The sequence below is a fragment of the Thermanaerothrix solaris genome (genome assembly GCF_032334255.1).
GTDB classification, from domain to species: domain Bacteria; phylum Chloroflexota; class Anaerolineae; order Anaerolineales; family Anaerolineaceae; genus Thermanaerothrix; species Thermanaerothrix solaris.
In genome coordinates this window covers 489888-507779 of record NZ_JAUHMF010000002.1, presented here as the reverse complement: position 1 = coordinate 507779, position 17892 = coordinate 489888, and the positions used below count along the sequence as shown (strand labels likewise).

Here is a 17892-nt window from a genome sequence, read left to right as displayed (position 1 = left end):
CCTAATCGGTGGGATCTTGCATGATAGGTATCGAGCGGGTGTACACCCCGGGTTCCACTTTTTGCGGCGTAGGCTTACCCCCTTCCGGCACCGGCTCCAAAAGCATTTCTTTGGTGTAGATGGACTGGTGACGGTCGGTGAAAGTAAGTTCGTAGTTGTCCGTGAGCACAATCGCCTCAGTCGGGCAGGCATCCTCACAGAAGCCGCAGAAGATACAGCGCAGCATGTTGATCTCATACACCCGCGCGTAACGTTCACCCGGCGAGTAACGCTCATCATCCGTGTTTTCTGCCGCCTCAACAAAGATGGCATCCGAGGGGCAGGCCGCGGCACACAGGGCGCAACCAATACAGCGCTCCAAGCCGTTTTCATACCGGCGCAGGATGTGTCGCCCACGGAAGCGTGCCCGCACCGGGCGTTTGACCTCAGGGTACTGAATCGTGACCGGCTTTTCGGTCATCGAACGGAGTGTTTCGAGCAAACCTTTAAGCATGGCTTATCCTCCAACCCAGACCACCACCAAGGCGGTAATGACCGCGTTCAGCAGTCCCAGCGGGAACATCACCTTCCAGCCTAACTGCATCAGGCGGTCATAGCGAATGCGCGGTAACGTGGCGCGCAGCCAAATCATCACAAACAGCCACACCGCCACTTTGAGGAAGAGGTAAATCGGGCCCAGCCAGGGGAAGCGATCCACAAACGGCCCCATGTATCCGCCCAGGAAAAGCGAGGCGCCGATCATCGCTACCGCAATCATTTTGATGTACTCGGCCATGAAGAAGAGCGCGAACTTCATCCCCGAATACTCAGCATGGTAACCGGCAGTGAGTTCCTGCTCAGCTTCGGGCATATCAAATGGCGCCCGGTTAACCTCGGCCAGCGAAGCCATAAAGTAAAGCAAGAACGCCGCCGGCTGGAGCACGATATACCACAAATGCTTTTGGGCATTAATAATATCCATCAGGCTCAGTGAACCGGCCAACAAAATCGGGCCGACAAACGAAAGCCCCAACGCCAGTTCGTAACTGATCATTTGAGCGGTGGAACGCAAACCACCCAACAGGGCATATTTGTTATTCGAAGCCCACCCTGCCAGGGCAATGCCATAGACCGAAATAGACGCTACCGCCAGAATATACAGGATGCCCACATTGATATCCGTGAGATAGAGGCGGATGACGCGTCCACCGATCACCACGGCATCCCCCCACGGCACCACCGCCGTGATGACCAACGAAGGCAAAACCGTGATGATGGGCGCCAGAAAGAACAGCACCTTATCCGCCCCCGCCGGAGTCAACTCTTCTTTGAAGATTAACTTAATCCCATCGGCTACCGGTTGGAGCAAGCCAAACGGGCCCGCCCGGTTCGGCCCAATGCGCACCTGAATGCGGGCAATGACACGACGCTCATACAGGGTAGCATAGGCAAACCCCCCGGTCAGCACCAGCACGATAATCAGTGACTTGATTACCCACTCCCAAAACAAGGCAGCGTCCATGCGAACTCCTTAACTCCCAGCCTGAGGTTCAAGCACGGCGCGTTGAGCGCGCACCCACTGTGGTTGACGTAACGCCACCCCGCTACTGCGTGGTACTAAACCTGCCCCGGCGGGCACGTTCGCCACCACCTGAACGGACAGCGTTTCCGACCACCCATCCGCACTAATCTGAACATGCTCTCCGTTTTGCACCCCCAACTGGGCCGCCGTCTGCGGCGCCAGGTAAAGAACCGCCTGGGCAACGCGTCGGTGCAGCAAACGCGAAGGCCGCAAAGTTTGTCCCTGATCATAGAGGCGGACGAACGGCACCAGATACAGCGCTTCGGGTGTATGCACCTCCGCCGGTGCGACGTCGGGGAAAGCTATCGCCTCCGCTTCCGCGCTCACCCGCGCCAAGCGCACCCCTAAGCCCTGGGTGTTCTCATAGGCTGTGCCGCCATAGTAGAGATCACTACGCCCAACTATTGGCCATTGTTCCACCACCTCGGCCAAGCGGGTGTAAGAAAGACCGGCAAACGCGGGCAGGGCCTGTGCAATCGCCTGGAAGACACGGAGCGCTGAACGCCCCTCCAATGCCAAGCCCAAGTGTTCGGCCACCTGCGCCACAATGGCAAAATCGGCGCGGGTGCCCTCTAACTCGGGCAAAGCCGGGTAGAAACGCTGTACCCGCCGCTCTCCCGTTGTCCACGTGCCTTCGCGCTCGGTAAACGCCTGCACCGGGAAGACCACATCGGCACGACGGGCCGTCTCGGTCAAGAAGAGGTCTTGCACGATGACAAACCCGGCCTTTTCCAGGGCACGCGCCAGAGCCACATCATCCCCGGCCGGATCGGCAGCCGCTACCCACACCACATCGGCAGCGCTTAGGGTTTCAGCGAGCCGAGGGTCAGGCCGGAAGCCGATTTCCCAGGCTCCCTGGGTGTTGGCATGCGGCCACACCGCCACCAGGCCGCTCAACGGGCGCTCCACCTGCCCGTTTTGCACCAACAGACGCGCCAACATAGCCGCCAGCGCCTCAGAGGCTTCCAGGGACAACCCTTCACTGCCGTAGAAAATAACCAGATTGGCCGCACTGGCCAACGCCTGGGCTTCGGGAGCATTTCCTGTCAATAGGGTTTGCACCTTGAGCAGGGCATCCTGGTAGGTGTAGCGCATGACATGAGCGGCATAACGTTCCAGCTTGGTAGGACGGGCATTGGCGACAACCAACGTCGCCCCCCGTTCAGCTGCCTGCTTGACCCGCAGCCACCATAACGGCGCTTCCTCGTGCAAGTCGGTGGCCACCACCAGGATGGCGTCCCCCTTGCCCAAGGCTGCCAGGTTCGCCTCCCCGCTCAGGCCATAACGCTGCACATAGTCCCCGCCACCCATGGTGGAATAGAGCACAGCCCGCCCCTGCCGAGCCTCGGTCAGTCGGTAGAGGTTGAACAGATCCTCATTGCTCAACCGTCCTCCGGCCAGGCTCACCAGGCGCTGATGGGTGCGCAGCCCTTCCGCTGCTGCCCGCAGTGCTTCGTCCCAGGAAGCAGGTTGCAGGGTTCCATCTTTGCGCACCAACGGCTGGCGCAGGCGCTCGGGGCTCTCAGTATAGTGATAGCCAAAACGCCCTTTATCGCAAATCCAAATCTCATTAACCCACTCGTTCTGGCGCGGCATAACCCGCTTGATCACCTCACGCCCCCCTGCGGCGGCCTCACGGCGCACGTTGAAGGTGATATTACACCCCACCGGACAGTGAGGGCAAATCGAGGCACTTGGCGTCATCTCCCACGGACGCGCGCCAAAACGGAAATCGGCGGTAGTCAACGCCCCTACCGGGCAGATATCGGTCGTATTTCCGGAGAAGTAGGAATCAAAGCCAGGTTCTGAAAAGGTCACAATTTGCAGTGCCCGCCCGCGCTGGCTAAAAGCGATCACCGGATCGTCCGCAACCGTGGATTGGAAGCGCACGCACCGCCCGCACAAGATACAGCGTTCACGATCCAGGTAGATCAGTTCGCCCAGCGGAAGATGCTTGGCCAAGTGCATCTTATCCTCGTAGCGGAAGCGCGATTCCCCCGGCCCATAGGCCATGGTCAGGTTCTGGAGGGGGCACTCCCCGCCTTTATCGCAAATCGGGCAGTCGAGCGGGTGCGAGGTAAGCAGGAATTCGATGATCCCTTGGCACGCCTCGGCGACCACCTGGGTTTGGGTGCGCACCACCATCCCTTCGCTCACGGGCGTGGTGCAGGCCGTCTCTAATTTCGGCCCAAATTGGATCTTGGGACTGCCATCCGCCTCCAATACCGGTTGACCGGTGGCACGGTCAATTACCGGACGACCGACTTCCACCAGACACATCCGGCACATCCCCACCGGTTCCATCTTAGGGTGATAGCAAAAGACCGGGATGTCAATCCCCGCTTTCTTGGCCGCATCCACAATCAGCGTCCCCTGCGGCACGCTGACGACCTGATCATCAATGGTGAGGGTCACCATTTTACCCATAAACCGGCTCCTTAGTTACAACGGCTTCGTAATCCGCACGGAAGCGATCAATGCTGGAAACCACCGCCAGGGTAGAGAATTCACCCAGCGCGCACAGGCACTTCCCCTGCATTTGACGCGCTACCTGATAGAGCAATTCCACCTCACGGGCTTCTCCCTGCCCACGCGCAATGCGTTCGGCCAGGCGATTCATCCAGTAGGTGCCCTCGCGGCAGGGGGTGCATTTACCACAGGATTCATGTTTGAAGAAATTGACCGTCTTATAGGTCAGCCAGGCCATGTTGACCGAATCATCCAGCACGATCACCGAGGCTGAACCCAGCGAACCGCCGAATTTGTTCAGCGATTCGTAATCCATGGGGGTATCCAACACGCTTTCATCCATCGGGATCAAGACCGAGGACGCCCCTGCCGTCATCACCGCCTTGAGCGTTCGCCCCTCGGGCACCCCACCGCCGTGTTCAAAAATCAACTCGCGGAAAGTCACCCCGAACGGCAGTTCGTAGTTGCCTGGGCGGTTAACACAACCGGATAGGCTGAATACCTTTGTGCCAGGGCTTTTATCCGTGCCGTAGTTGTGATACCAGGCCGGCCCATGGAGCACGATCAGGGGCACATTTGCCAGGGTCTCCACGTTATTGACCACCGTGGGGCGGTTGTAGAGTCCAGCCGTCGCCGGGAAGGGCGGACGCAAGCGCGGCTGGCCGATTTTGCCTTCCAGCGACTCCAACAAGGCGGTCTCTTCGCCACAGATATAGGCGCCAGCGCCCAAGTGGGTATAGAGCCGCAGGGAATAATCCGTGCCGAAGAGGTTTTCACCCAGCAGTCCGGCTTGTTCCAGTTCGGCAATCTTCTGATCCAGCCATTTCGCAATATGCCAGTACTCGCCACGGATGTAGATATAGGCCACCCGCGCCTGGACGGCGTACGATGCAATCATCAGCCCTTCCAAAAACTGGAAGGGGTTGGATTCCATAATTTCACGATCTTTGAAGGTTCCCGGCTCGGATTCATCCGCGTTGGCAACCACGTAGTGCGGCCACAGGTCATTCGGCAGGAACGACCATTTTAGCCCGGTGGGAAAGCCCGCTCCACCGCGTCCGCGCAGTCCCGAGTCCTTGACCATCTGAATGATCTGGGCCGGCTGGAGTTCGGTTACCGCCTTCTTGAACGCCGCAAACCCCTGATGCTCCAAATACACCGGCAAACGTTCCAGACCAGGAATGGCGCGGTGGCGCAGAATCAGATACTCGCTCATGCCGTGCCCTCCTTCTCTTGGTGCGCTTTTTGACGCAGGGCTTCAATGACCGCCAACGCCGTCTCCAAGGTTTGGTTCTCATGAAAGACAATCTCGCCATCCCCCTGCACCTGGAAGACCGGCGCGCGGTGGCACGCCCCAATGCACTTCACTTCTTCCACGGTAAAAAGCCCGTCTGGCGTCACCTGTCCCACCCCAATACCCAGCGCCTGGCACAGGGCTTTGAGAAAATCCTCCGCGCCGCGCAAGGCACAGGGTAAATCGGTGCAAACCTGGATATGGTAGCGCCCATGGGGCTGGTCATAGTACAGCGAATAAAAACCCACCACCGAGGCCACATCCGTGATCGAGATCTCCAAGATCTCGGCAATCTCGGCCATCGCCTGCGCAGTGACATAACCCTCTTCGCGCTGGGCGAGATAGAGCAGTGGCATCACCGCCGAGCGCTTATGCTCCGGCGGATACTTGGCCAAAATGGCCTCAATCTCATCGGCATACTTAGCGCGTAGCGTGTTCACCGGTCACAATCTCCCAGGACGATATCAATGCTGCCGATGATTCCCACCACATCGGCGATAAAGTGATTGCGGGTCAAGATGGGCATGACCTGCAAATTGGCAAACGAGGGGGTGACATAGTGGACACGATAGGGTTTAGGCCCACCATCCCCTTCCAGGAAGACCCCCAATTCGCCGCGCGGGCTTTCAATCGCGGCATAGACCGATTCCTTGGGGGCGGAGAAACCTTCCGTCCACAACTTGAAGTGATGGATCACCGCCTCCATGCTCACCCCCAACTCAGAGCGCGGCGGCGGTACAAATTTGCGGTTGTTGCTACGCACCGGGCCATAGGGCAGTTTATCCAGCGCCTGGCGGATGATGCGCAGGGATTGGCGCATCTCTTCCACCCGCACCAAGTAGCGCGAATAGACATCGCCATCTTGCTGGGTGGGGATATCAAACTCGTACTGTTCATAACCGCTGTACGGGCGCACCTTACGCAAGTCGTATTTTAACCCGGCCGCTCGCGCCACCGGCCCGGAAATGCCCCATTGGATACACTCCTCCGCCGTAATCACCCCAATGCCGCGGGTGCGATCCAGGAAGAGTTCGTTGGTGGTCAACAGCCGTTCGTATTCATCAATGCGCCGCGGCATGATCTCCAACACCCGCCGCACCGCATCTTCAAACTCTACCGGCACATCCCGCCATAGCCCACCGGGACGGACGTAGGTAGTCATCATGCGCTGTCCGGAACACATCTCGAAAATGTCCAGGATCATTTCGCGCTCACGCATGGTGTAAAGGAAGGTGGACATGGCGGCTAAATCAAGCGAACTGGTGCCCAGCCAAAGCAGGTGCGAGCCGATACGTGTCAATTCCGCCAAGATCACTCGGATCGCCTGAGCGCGCGGGGGCACATCCAATCCCACCAGTTTTTCTACCGCCAGGCAGTAGACTAAGTTATTGCCGATGGGGTTGAGGTAATCCAAGCGATCCGTCATCACCTCGGCTTTCTGGTAGGTCTTGGCTTCCATGTTCTTTTCAACGCCGGTGTGCAGAAAGCCGATATCGGGGATGCAATTAAGCACAATCTCGCCATCCAGTTCCAACAGCAGGCGCAGCACGCCGTGCGTGCTGGGGTGCTGCGGCCCCATGTTCAACAACATGGTCTCACCCGCCAGCGCCCGCTCCGAAACCAGATGACGCAGTTCATCTACCGAAACTTCACGTAACATGACCATGGCCGACTCCACCCCTAAGACTTGGCATAAGGCTTGCGGCGATCAATCTCTTCCGCATTGAACGAGAACTGCACCTCTTCGTAGCCCAACGGATAATCCTTGCGTAGCGGATGCCCCTGCCAATCTGCCGGCATCAAGATGCGTCGCAAGTCCGAGTGCCCGTCGAAGACGATGCCGAACATATCCCAAATCTCGCGCTCTTTCCAATTCGCATTGGGAAACACTTTTTCCATGGTATCCACATGCGGCGCGTTGCCGTTGAGCGGAACGCGCAGGCGCAAGATCAGGTTATGGGGCATGGAATAGAGATGATAAACCACGTGAAAACGCGGCGTCGTCTGGGGCCAGTAATCCACCGCCGTTTCATCAATCAGCACATTGAAACCAAAGGTATCGCGCAACGTCTGCGCCGCCTCGATGATGTTCTCCGGGGGGATAATCAACGTGACTTCGTCCCGAAAGCGATGTTCGGTAGCGCCGAAACGTTCCTTGATGACCTTTACCGCCTCTTCCAAAACCTCGGTATTTGCCTTTGTCATCACTCCGACCTCGTCTTTATGACTCGTTCAGCCGGCACCCCCATCCTCGGGCATAAACTTAAGATGACGGGGTTACCCGGCATGCCGGATTAAGCCCACTTGGTCAGTTTTTCTTTCTGTACCTTATCGTGCAGGGTCAAAATGCCGTGGATCAATCCTTCCGGACGCGGCGGACAACCCGCCACATAGACATCCACCGGCACAACCTCATCCACACCCTGTACAATAGCGTAGTTATTGAAGATGCCGCCACAAGAGGCACAATCGCCCATGGCAATGACCCACTTGGGCTCGGGCATTTGATCATATAATAAGCGCAAAACCGGCGCCATCTTGCGCGAAACCCGCCCGGCCACGATCATCAAATCGGATTGGCGCGGGCTGGCGCGCATCAGTTCCATACCGAAGCGGCTCAGGTCATAACTGGACGCCTGCGCCGCCATCATCTCAATCGCACAACAGGCCAGGCCGAACAGCATCGGCCACATTGAGCGCGTGCGCGCCCAATTGACCATTTGCTCCAGGGTGGTCGTCACCACCCCCATTTGAGCGGTTTTTTGTTCTAGTCCCATTCCAGCGCTCCTTTCTTCCACGCATAGACGTGGGCTACCTCTAAAATCACCAGGAACACCAGCATTGCCCCCAGGCCAAGCCACCCCAACTGACGAGCGGCCGCGGCCCAGAAGATCACAAAAATCACTTCGACATCAAAAAGAATAAAAAGGACGGCTACGAGGTAAAAACGCACCGATACTCGCCGCCGCCCCGGTCCATAGGGTACAATTCCTGATTCATACGGCGCCGCCTTGCGTGGGGTGGGCCGCCGTGGGCCAAAGAGCATCCCCAGCAAGATGGCAATGAGGGCAATGGCAAAGGCAACGACCAAAATGACGAACAAGGGGAGATAATCTTGAAGCATGAGCGGTCCTCACGATAGGAATTGTCTATCTGACCGGCACAATCTTGCCCTAGTATATCACAAGTGCTGTCTGGTGGCAATTTTCACAAAATAATCTGTATAAAAATCACCCGCAAAGTCGTCAATTGTCTGGACATTACGGCGCTTCCAGAGCATAAATGAACACCCCCTGACGGCGATAGATTGGCACCACGCCACGGCACTGATTGAGCGCGGCGGGTTGTAAACGTCCTACACCCTCGCGCACATATACATACTCAAGTTCTGCTTCTTTAACGAGAAGCCAAAAGGCTTCATCACAATCCTTCAATTCGGCGGCCTGCACTGCCCAGCGATTGATCTGCGCTGCGATCTCCGGATCACCCCAGGCGTACAGCACTGGCGGTAAGATGCTCATGCGCCCGGCATAAGGGAGCAGCCAATAGCCCCCATCCACCCCGCGATATGTCCCCCCTTGCCAGGAGGTCACGTTGATCAAAAAGCGCGCCTCCGGCGGCAGATTCTCACGCACCCAGTCCAGTGCCATCTTATCGGCAGCGTCGGCCAGTTGCGTGGTCGGATTGGTCACCGTACGCGTGGACCAAGCTCCCCAGCTCAAAACCGCCAGCGCTAACCCTGCCCCCACTCCCCAGGCAATACGGCGCGCCGCGGGTGAGGATAGTTGATCTACAATAAAATGCCATCCCCCAACGCCGCCATCCGCCAGACACACCGCCGCTGGGAGGAAAAGGACAATCGCCATGTGATCGGGACGAAACGGCCCCAGACGTATCCCCCAGGGCAACATCAAAAACGCCAACACCCAACCCCAAACCGCTATGAGACGGCTACGCGCTTGCGTTAAACCATAAATAGCCCCTAAACCCGCCAAGCCCATCAGGATATGATTGTGGCGCGGCCCAAGCAAATCCAGGATATAACGCCAATACCCCAGTTGGGAAGCATCCAGCGGCGAGACCACCCGCACCGCCGCCTGCCCGCCCAGGTGCCAGATCACGCGCCACAACCAGGGCAATGCCAAACCACCGCCCAACCCCAACCCCAGGCCCAGCGCTACCAGGGGAAGCAGCCGTTGCGCACGCGCTTCCGGTGGGGAAAGCCGCCAAACACCCCAACTCACCCCCAGCACGACCACCAGGCAAAACACCCCCAGTAACAATAATGCCGTGTAATGGCTCAAGGCCACGCCTGCTGAGAGCACTCCCAAGCGCACGAACGTCTCCACCGATCCCGGCCGGCGCAGAATCTCCACCACCGCCGCCATCGCCAGAGGTAGCATGACCAAACCCGTTAAAAGCGTGTAGCGCCCCCAGGCGAGGTAGTACGCCGGCATCTGAAAGGCAAATCCCACCAGCAATGCCGCCAGGCCGGAGCGTCGTGAGTCACCCCAGAGTGCCTTCCCCAGCCGATATACCGAAAGCGCAACCAGGGCATTTAACCCCTGCCCCAGCCACAACACCGCCTCAGTGGCTTCTAGACCGCCCAGACGGGCAAACCAGGCCGTGATGAGATGAAACGCGTAGTGATATGAGAAAAACGTCTCAATCTCGGGTGCCAGGGTCTCCGGCAGACCGCCTAACGCCATGATCTTGCGCACGATAAACACGTGGTGCACCGAATCCACCCAAGCCGGGAAGACCATCCCCCGTGCCTGGTAGAACCGCCAAACCACGATGCCCGCTAACGCGCCCAGGCCGACCCCAAACCACAGCATCGAACGCGAGAAACGCACCTCCGCCCAGCGCACACCTCTCAAGCGCCAGGCCACTCCCCCCGCACAGGCAATCCCCAGAACGGCATAGGCCACGCGCAAGTCGCCCCCGGTGAGCCTCTCGCCCAAGATAAAGAAAAGCAAACCGCCTAAGGCCGTTAAAGCCACTGAAAGCCCTAGCGCCTCGGCCAATTGCTCCAGTCCATCCTGATCAGTGGGCTGGCGCCATACCACCCACACCGCCCCCGGCAAGAAGAGCACCACGATCGCCAGCAAAACCAGCCCAACTGGATTATTAACCACGCCTTGAAAGCCCCTTGATCCGCCGTTAATCTGTCAGGGTTATTATAATAGGGGAAACAATCCCTCCCCTCTACATCATGCTTACCGATTTCATCACGGCTTTCATTCCCCAATATCCGCACAAGGAGTCAAGATGGTTTCTTCCTATCTATCCGCGGCACACGAAGGACGCCATGAAGCCTGGCGTTATGTCGCCACTCTGGCTCTGGTGATCTGGCTATTCATCAGCGTTTCATTTTTCTTCAGTCTTATCGCCGTTATCCTGACCGGAAGCACCGATCTCAATGCCTTTCCGCCCTTATTGCTCTTGGTCATTGCCTTACTGCCCTTCCCTTTGGGGGGGCTGCTCGGCCTGATCATCGGCTTGCGTTTGTTCCATCACCGCCCACTTCTCGCCCTGATCAACCCCGCCGGGCGGGTGCGCTGGGCCTACTTTTGGCGCTCTTTTGGCCTGTGGCTGTTCTTGTGCGGTTTGAGCGATGCAATTCTCTGGCTCATCAACCCCTCCAATTACGTTTGGGCCGCCGATTGGTCGCGCTTTCTTCCCTACGCCGTGGTAGCCATATTGCTCATCCCCTTACAGACCAGCACCGAAGAACTGATCTTCCGCGGTTACCTGACCCAATGGATTGGGCGCTCACGTCTGGGGTATTGGGTCACTTTGATCTTGCCCAACCTTATTTTTGCCGCGTTGCACGGTTTGAACCCCGAGGTGCAAACTTACGGCGCCTGGTTGACGATGCCGCTTTATTTTGGGATCGGCGTGGTGCTTTCGTGGGCAACACTGCACAGCGGCGGGTTGGAATATGCCCTGGGCATGCATGCCGCAAACAATCTCTACGCCGCCCTGGTGGTCACCTTCCCCGCCTCGGCTCTGCCCTCACCCGCCCTAGTTCACATGCGCACCTACGACCCGGTCATTGGCTTAATTTCCTTCGTCCTCATGGCGACCGTTTATTTGTTCCTCCTTTCCCGTCGTTCCAATACCAGGGAACAGACGGTTGAGCCAACCCACACAGGGAGGGCAGAATGACCGTTCGTCAGTTACGCCTTGTTCTCTTGCTTGCCACGCTGATTGGGCTGTTGGCGCTGCTGGGGGCACCCCGAGGTAACGCCGACGCCCGCGCTTACTACGCCGAACGCTACGACGTGGTGCTCCAAATCCAGGCCGAAAACCGCATTCAGGTTGAAGAAACGGTGACCTTTCGCTTTGAGGGTGGGCCTTATACCTACGCCTTCCGCCAGTTAACCCTGGATCAATTGGAACATGTTGAAATTCAAAGTGCCAGCCTGGACGGCGTGACGCTCCCCGAAGGGAATCAGCCCAACCAGGTTGAGATCAAACGCAACGCGGATCCCATCGAAATCACCTGGCATTTTCCACCCACCCAAGACGCCACGCGCACCCTCGGCTTGCGCTATCTCGTGAGCGGGCACATCCATCTGCGTGACAACGCCGAAGGGATTTTATGGCAGGCCATCCCCGAAGAACATGAGTACACCATCCGTCAGGCGCGCATCACCGTACGCTACCCCTCCCATCTGACCCCAGCCGAAACGCCCCAGTTGCGAGGAGCACAGTACACTACCACCCACACCCGCGGTGAGTTTGTCTTCACTGCCCAGGACATCCCTGCCAATCAGGGCATCACGATCGAGATGCTCTTCCCCCGCGGCAGTCTGATCGCGCAACCACCCGATTGGCAGGCGCGCTTGCTGGCGCGCGGCGCTCAGGCGCGCCAGATGGCACCATGGGCTATTGGGTTAGGGCTAGGCGTAGCCCTGCTGTCCTTGATCGGGGTTTGGCTGTACCGCCGCCAGCGCCAGGGCTCGACAGTGATCATCCCACCGGGCATCATTAGCAATCCGCCAGATGCGCTTTCGCCGGCCCAAGCCGCGTTTCTGCTCAACCCTGGCGCGGCCACGCCCGCTCAGATTGCCGCCGTCTTGATCCACCTCGCTCAGCGCGGCTGGCTGCGCCTCGAAGCCACCCCAGCCGGGCGGGGGCTGTTCAAAACACGGGATTATACCCTCCACCGCCTGCGCGATAAGACCGGATTACACGACCATGAACAGGTGCTCTTCCAGGCCCTCTTCACCACCCGTCAGGGCTGGCAAGACACCATCCGCCTCAGTCGCTTGGGCAATAAACTTCCGGGTATCCTGCCCGCCCTCAAACAAGCCCTGACCCGCGAGTTAATCGCCCAGGGGTTATTGGACGCCCACCGTCTGGATGAGCGCAAACGGTTGAACGCGCTGGCCGTGCTAGCCTTTTTAATCGAATTTCCGTTGCTCATCGTGGGATTATTGCTGGTTTTGGGCAGCGATCAGTTGGCCGGGGTCGGCACCCTCGGCTTGGGCTTGGCCGGTGGCTTGATGGTTGCAGGCAGTGCGTTATTGCTCACAGCCAACGCCTGGCCCTTGCTCACCCCTCAGGGCGAGACCCGCGCCGCGCGCTGGAAGGGGTTTAAGCAATACCTGGGACAATTGGTCAAACAGCGCAGTGGCCTGCAAGGGGAATGGCTGGAAGCCTATCTGCCCTATGCGCTGGCATTTGGCAGCGGACTGCAGTGGGCAGAAGCGTTTCGCGAGCAAGGTTTTGCCCCCACCGTTTCCTGGTTGCTCACCGCCAGCGGGGCCGGTGGCATGGATGACCTGTTGGGTGCCATCGCGGCTACCAGTGTGGTCACCTCCAGCGGCGGAGACGGCGGTGGGGCCGGCGCCGGGGGAGGAGGAGGCGGTGCCAGCGGGGCAGGCTAATCGGTGTACTTAAGAAAACTGTAAACCGCCCCCATGCAAACAGCAGAGGGGATTTTCATTATAATTTGGTTACCTCCATCCTATGAGTGCCTTATGTCCTTACATTGGTATGCCATCCACAGTCATCCCCACCGCGAAGAGAGCCTGGCCCGCTACATGACCGAAAAAGGGCTGGAGGTTTTCTATCCCCATCTTAAGGTTAAACCGGTTAACCCCCGCGCGCGCCGCATCCGTGCTTATTTTCCGGGCTACGTCTTTGTCCGCGCCGATCTGGAGCAGACCGGGGCTTCACTCTTCCAATGGATGCCTTTTGCCACCGGTCTGGTGGCATTTGGTGGCGAACCGGCCATTGTGCCTGATGCCCTGATCACGGCGTTACAAAACCACCTGGAACGGCTTAATCAGATGGCTGCGCAATCCCCCGCAGACCAGTATCAGAAGGGGGAACGCGTTGAAATTGAAAGTGGGCCATTTGCCGGGTACGAAGCTATCTTCGATACCCGCTTACCAGGGCGGGAGCGCGTGCGGGTGCTGCTTAAGTTCCTGGGGGAGCGGCGAGTGCCGCTGGAACTCGACTCCCGTCAGGTGCGTAAACCCCCGGCATCGGCATGATCCATCGGTGGAGACAACCACATGGTTGAATCACACCCCCAAACCTTGACGTATCCCCTCTCCAGGATTTCGGTCTGGCGAAGTGCACGCACCCCGATCCTGCTCTGGCTGGCCGCGTTGAGTATGATCGTCCTTAGTTTACCGTTTACCAGTGCAGCCTGGTTAGCCCGTCCTTCACTGGGAACGCTGATCTTACCTGGGATGCGTGTGGGTGCGTCTCTCAGCCCGGCGGCGGTAGTGACTACCCCCGGGAGTACGCGGTTACAACTCGGCGACCGCCTCTTGCGCGTAGATGGGCGCGCTGTTCCCACCGGCGCCGCGCTGTGGGCCAGCCTGGAAAACAAAAAAAGTGGTCAGGAAGTTTTCTTAAGCGTTGAAACCCCACCAGGGGACTATGTCACCCGCATCCAAGTTCTGCAACCCTGGCCACGTTATTGGCAGGTGCGATTAAATGATTTTCCCATCAGCCTGGGTGTGCTCATGCTTGCCCTGGCCTGGCTGGTCTTCCTGCGCCTCCCGGATCATCCCACCAATCGCGCCCTCGTTCTTTTAGCGGCTTCCTTGGGGTTTGTCCTGGCCGGCAGCGTTGATCTGTGGCAAACACATCGCCTGACCTTGCTCTGGTTGCTTGCCTTCGCCCTTACCGCCGCCGCATCGTTCGACCTTTCCCTCAGTGCCTCGGAATGGGCGCTCCCTTCTGAATGGGTGGTGCGCTTACGCCGCGGGGGTTATGGCGCGGGACTACTTGTCGCTCTGTTAGCAGGAAGTTTCTATGTGCGCAATGCCGCCCAACGCATGACCACGAGCTGGTGGCTAGAACTGATCTGGTTGCTCATTGCCGGTCTGTTTGCGGTGGCCATTCTGATCATAGCCGCTCGCCGCGCCGAAACCGCTCCTCACCGTAACCGCAGTTTGGGGATGCTGGCCGCCGAAATCCTCTCCCTTCCGGCGCTTTATTTATGGGCCGGCACGCTCTTGCTGCATATCAGCCAGCCGGGTATGGCAACCCCCATCTTGGCGGCGCTCACGCTAGCCCTTCCGCTCACAACCGCCTTGAACCAAAGCCGCCCCACCATGACCTCGCCCCAGCGTCTGTTGTGGCAGGCAGGTCTCTACGCCCTGGCCGGGATCGGCTATGCGCTTGTCGTGGCAGGCATGATGACCGTTTTCAGCGCCTTTAACCTCGCCCTGCGCCCCATCGTTACCGGCATTGCTTTCGCGCTGGTAGCATTGAGCCTGTTGCCGCTGTACCGCGGAATCGAAAAGAATCTGGACGCACTTTTCTTGCCTGGCGAGAGAATTCGGCAAGAGCGCCTTAACCGCTTTATCCGCGACCTCACGCATGCGGTAGAACTTCCTGAAATTTTGCGCATTTTGCGCACGACCCTTCAAGAAACGTTGCGTCCCACCTTAGTGCACATCTATCTTTATGACCCGTTGAGCGATCAATACGTTGCTACACCCGATGCCAGCGGCCAGCCCACCAGTGACCTGCGTTTTGCTGCCAACAGCACCCTCGTGCAAACCCTGCACCGACAATCTGGCCCACTCTATGTGAGCAATCCCTCTCACCTGCCGGATACTCTTTACGGCGAGCAGGCTCGTTTGGCTCTGCTGGGTGCCCGGATTTATTTTCCGCTCAAAACGCGCACTCAACTCAGTGGTTGGATCGCACTGGGGCAACCCGATCACGCCCCTTCCTACACCACCCGCGATTATGCCTTTCTGAGCGCCCTGGCCGATCAAGCCAGCCTAGCCATCGAACGCGCCCAGGTGATTGCCGATCTTAACCAGCGCGTGCGCCAGATGAATGTACTCATCCGCGTCGCCCAGGGGGTTAACGTCACCCTGGCGTTGGAAGATATCTACGAACTCCTCTATGCCCAAACCGCTCAGGTCATCCCCATCGAGACGTTTCAACTTGCCCTCCACGACCCGGAAAACGAGGCTTTGCGCGTTGTCTTTGAGGTCTGGGGCGATGAGCGCCTGAGCGAACGTGAAAATCGCCTCATCCCCCTGAGCACCAGCCTCGAAGGGAGTGTCCTGCGCCAACGTAAACCAATTCTGACCGACGATTACACCCGCGAGTGCCGTGCCCGCGGCATTTTGAGCCCTCAAGCCGACCTTTATGCCTGGGTGGGCGTACCCCTGAACACCGGTGCTGAAACCATTGGCGTGCTCTGCCTGGGTTCACAGCGCCCCGACGTCCACTACACCCAGGAACAGGTTAACCTGCTTCAGGCCATCGCAGATCAAGCGGCCGGTGCCATCGCTAAAGCACGCCTGCTGAATGAAGCAGAACGACGCGCCCGCCAATTGCGGACACTTCACGAGGTTACCCAGAAACTTTCCTCCACGCTCGACCTGGAACCTCTACTTCACACCATCCTCGAAAATGCAGTGGACATCCTCGTCTGCGAGGCAGGCAGTCTGTTGCTGTGGGATGAAGCCAGCGACGAACTGGTCTTCCGTGTGGTGCTTGGGCCGGTGGCGCAGAACCTGCTCAACCAACGCATGCCCTCCGACCGTGGCCTGGCCGGAAAAGCCTTCCAAACCCGCCAGCCGCAAATTGTCAACGACGTCAGCACCTCCCCCGAGTGGTTCCGCCTGCCGGATGAAATCACCGGCTTCACCACCCGGGCTGTGTTAGCCGTCCCGTTGGTTGTCAAAGAACGGGCCATCGGGGTGCTGGAAGTCGTCAACCGCAAGGATGGCCGGAACTTTACCCCCGAGGATGCCGAGTTATTGAGCGCCTTTGCAGCCCAAGCAGCCATCGCCATTGAAAATGCCCGTCTTTATACCCTCACCGATCAGGCGCTGGCTGCCAGGGTAGAGGAACTTTCGATCATGCAGCGCATTGACCGTGAACTCAACGCCACCCTGGATCTTGGCCAGGCCATGTCCATCACGTTGAACTGGGCAATGCGCCGTTCGCGGGCTAGTGTCGGTCTAATCGGTGTCATCGAGGGCTCGGTCTTTCGCCCAATTGCCTGGCAAGGGATTGAGGATCACGCTCTTCCTAATCCCGAAACCCTTGCCGCCAGCTTACCTTTGACCCTGATCAAGGAAAACGGTAAACCCCTGCGGCGCGATCTCGCTACCTCAACCGCCCGATTGCGCGCCGACAGCCGCGTTCAGGTGCTCTTGCCCATTCGCCAGGAAGAGCAGGTAAGTAGTTTGTTGATCCTCGAATCCGACAACGCGGATTTTGGCGCACCGGAGACGCTGGACTTTCTCCAACGGCTTTGCGACCATGCCGCCATTGCCCTGGCCAACGCCCAACTCTATGCCGCCGTGCGTGCCGCCAACCTGGCCAAGAGCGAATTCGTTTCCTTCGTAGCCCATGAACTCAAGAATCCAATGACCTCGATCAAGGGCTACACCGAACTGCTCATCGCCGGTGCGGTCGGGCCGATTAGCGACGCTCAGGCCAGTTTCCTCAATGTCATCCGCTCCAACGTTGACCGCATGAGCACACTGGTTTCGGATTTGAATGATCTCTCCAAGATCGAAGCCGGGCGGATGCGCCTGGAATTTGCTGCCCTCAACCTGGCCGAGATCGTCGGCGAGGTTGAACGCTCAACCCGCCGCCAAATCGAGGAGAAACAACAGCGCTTTACCATCCATCTGCCCGCTGATTTGCCTCTAGTGTGGGCAGATCGCACGCGTCTGATCCAGATCCTGGTTAATTTAGTCAACAACGCGCACAAATACACCGAGCCCGGCGGGCAAATCATCCTGGGGGCAGAGCAAACCACCAACCGCTGGGATCCTAACGGCGCGCGGGACGTGGTTCACATCTGGGTTCAAGATACCGGCATCGGCATCGCCCCCGAGGATCAGCCCAAGATTTTCCAGAAATTCTTCCGCTCCGAAGACCCCAAGACCCGCGAGGTGCCTGGGAGTGGGCTGGGCCTGAACATCACCCGCAGTCTGGTTGAGATGCAGGGGGGCAAAATCTGGTTTGAATCCGAGTTCCGCAAAGGCACCACTTTCCACTTCACAGTGCCGGTAGCCGAGATCGCCGCGTCCTAACCGCGTTCTTTGGCCGTCTTCGT

At 58.5% G+C, this 17892-nt stretch carries 14 protein-coding genes; 4 read left to right on the top strand and 10 right to left on the bottom strand.

What is annotated here, in order from left to right:
- Position 1: 1 nt before the first annotated feature.
- The 10 genes from nuoI to QYE77_RS10430 form a co-directional block, all read right to left on the bottom strand.
- Entirely contained in the window at positions 2 to 493 is a 492-nt protein-coding gene (nuoI, locus tag QYE77_RS10475) for an NADH-quinone oxidoreductase subunit NuoI (protein ID WP_315625357.1), read from the bottom strand.
- A gap of 3 nt (positions 494 to 496) precedes the next feature.
- Positions 497 to 1501, bottom strand: coding sequence for an NADH-quinone oxidoreductase subunit NuoH (gene nuoH, locus QYE77_RS10470; RefSeq protein WP_315625356.1), 1005 nt, complete (start codon positions 1499 to 1501; stop codon positions 497 to 499).
- Between the two features lie 9 nt (positions 1502 to 1510).
- Complete coding sequence (gene nuoG, locus QYE77_RS10465; protein WP_315625355.1) at positions 1511 to 3988, bottom strand: NADH-quinone oxidoreductase subunit NuoG; 2478 nt, start codon at positions 3986 to 3988, stop codon at positions 1511 to 1513.
- Entirely contained in the window at positions 3981 to 5246 is a 1266-nt protein-coding gene (nuoF, locus tag QYE77_RS10460; protein ID WP_315625354.1) for an NADH-quinone oxidoreductase subunit NuoF, read from the bottom strand. Before nuoF ends, nuoG begins: the two co-directional genes overlap by 8 nt.
- Positions 5243 to 5764, bottom strand: coding sequence for a complex I 24 kDa subunit family protein (locus QYE77_RS10455; RefSeq protein ID WP_315625353.1), 522 nt, complete (start codon positions 5762 to 5764; stop codon positions 5243 to 5245). Before QYE77_RS10455 ends, nuoF begins: the two co-directional genes overlap by 4 nt.
- Positions 5761 to 6990, bottom strand: coding sequence for an NADH dehydrogenase (quinone) subunit D (gene nuoD, locus QYE77_RS10450; RefSeq protein WP_315625352.1), 1230 nt, complete (start codon positions 6988 to 6990; stop codon positions 5761 to 5763). Before nuoD ends, QYE77_RS10455 begins: the two co-directional genes overlap by 4 nt.
- A gap of 14 nt (positions 6991 to 7004) precedes the next feature.
- A complete protein-coding gene (locus tag QYE77_RS10445; protein ID WP_315625351.1) occupies positions 7005 to 7529 on the bottom strand; it encodes an NADH-quinone oxidoreductase subunit C in 525 nt (174 codons plus the stop codon).
- An 89-nt stretch (positions 7530 to 7618) separates the two neighbouring features.
- Positions 7619 to 8101 carry an NADH-quinone oxidoreductase subunit B gene (locus QYE77_RS10440; protein WP_299030334.1) on the bottom strand — a complete coding sequence of 161 codons (483 nt, stop codon included), beginning with the start codon at positions 8099 to 8101 and terminating at the stop codon, positions 7619 to 7621.
- Positions 8092 to 8448: an NADH-quinone oxidoreductase subunit A gene (locus tag QYE77_RS10435; protein ID WP_315625350.1), complete on the bottom strand. Its 357-nt coding sequence runs from the start codon at positions 8446 to 8448 to the stop codon at positions 8092 to 8094. Before QYE77_RS10435 ends, QYE77_RS10440 begins: the two co-directional genes overlap by 10 nt.
- A gap of 136 nt (positions 8449 to 8584) precedes the next feature.
- Entirely contained in the window at positions 8585 to 10462 is a 1878-nt protein-coding gene (locus QYE77_RS10430; protein WP_315625349.1) for a hypothetical protein, read from the bottom strand.
- 133 nt (positions 10463 to 10595) lie between these two features.
- On the opposite strand from QYE77_RS10430, the gene QYE77_RS10425 reads away from it, so the two are divergent.
- From QYE77_RS10425 to QYE77_RS10410, 4 genes are all read left to right on the top strand, one after another.
- On the top strand, positions 10596 to 11495 hold the full coding sequence (locus QYE77_RS10425) for a CPBP family intramembrane glutamic endopeptidase (RefSeq protein WP_315625348.1): 900 nt from the start codon (positions 10596 to 10598) through the stop codon (positions 11493 to 11495).
- On the top strand, positions 11492 to 13222 hold the full coding sequence (locus QYE77_RS10420; RefSeq protein ID WP_315625347.1) for a DUF2207 domain-containing protein: 1731 nt from the start codon (positions 11492 to 11494) through the stop codon (positions 13220 to 13222). The genes QYE77_RS10425 and QYE77_RS10420 overlap by 4 nt, the downstream gene beginning before the upstream one ends.
- Positions 13223 to 13315: 93 nt before the next feature.
- Positions 13316 to 13834 (top strand): transcription termination/antitermination protein NusG, encoded by a 519-nt coding sequence (gene nusG / locus QYE77_RS10415; RefSeq protein ID WP_315625346.1) that lies wholly within the window; start codon positions 13316 to 13318, stop codon positions 13832 to 13834.
- 21 nt (positions 13835 to 13855) lie between these two features.
- Complete coding sequence (locus QYE77_RS10410; protein WP_315625345.1) at positions 13856 to 17869, top strand: GAF domain-containing protein; 4014 nt, start codon at positions 13856 to 13858, stop codon at positions 17867 to 17869.
- Positions 17870 to 17892 lie beyond the last annotated feature (23 nt).

Excerpts from the sequence above, each read along its gene's own strand:
- nuoD (WP_315625352.1), bottom strand. The coding sequence starts at position 6,990 with ATGGTCATGTTACGTGAAGTTTCGGTAGATGAACTGCGTCATCTGGTT.
- QYE77_RS10420 (WP_315625347.1), top strand. The coding sequence starts at position 11,492 with ATGACCGTTCGTCAGTTACGCCTTGTTCTCTTGCTTGCCACGCTGATT.
- nuoI (WP_315625357.1), bottom strand. The coding sequence starts at position 493 with ATGCTTAAAGGTTTGCTCGAAACACTCCGTTCGATGACCGAAAAGCCG.
- QYE77_RS10410 (WP_315625345.1), top strand. The coding sequence starts at position 13,856 with ATGGTTGAATCACACCCCCAAACCTTGACGTATCCCCTCTCCAGGATT.
- QYE77_RS10425 (WP_315625348.1), top strand. The coding sequence starts at position 10,596 with ATGGTTTCTTCCTATCTATCCGCGGCACACGAAGGACGCCATGAAGCC.
- QYE77_RS10440 (WP_299030334.1), bottom strand. The coding sequence starts at position 8,101 with ATGGGACTAGAACAAAAAACCGCTCAAATGGGGGTGGTGACGACCACC.
- QYE77_RS10445 (WP_315625351.1), bottom strand. The coding sequence starts at position 7,529 with ATGACAAAGGCAAATACCGAGGTTTTGGAAGAGGCGGTAAAGGTCATC.
- nusG (WP_315625346.1), top strand. The coding sequence starts at position 13,316 with ATGTCCTTACATTGGTATGCCATCCACAGTCATCCCCACCGCGAAGAG.
- QYE77_RS10435 (WP_315625350.1), bottom strand. The coding sequence starts at position 8,448 with ATGCTTCAAGATTATCTCCCCTTGTTCGTCATTTTGGTCGTTGCCTTT.
- nuoF (WP_315625354.1), bottom strand. The coding sequence starts at position 5,246 with ATGAGCGAGTATCTGATTCTGCGCCACCGCGCCATTCCTGGTCTGGAA.
- nuoH (WP_315625356.1), bottom strand. The coding sequence starts at position 1,501 with ATGGACGCTGCCTTGTTTTGGGAGTGGGTAATCAAGTCACTGATTATC.
- nuoG (WP_315625355.1), bottom strand. The coding sequence starts at position 3,988 with ATGGGTAAAATGGTGACCCTCACCATTGATGATCAGGTCGTCAGCGTG.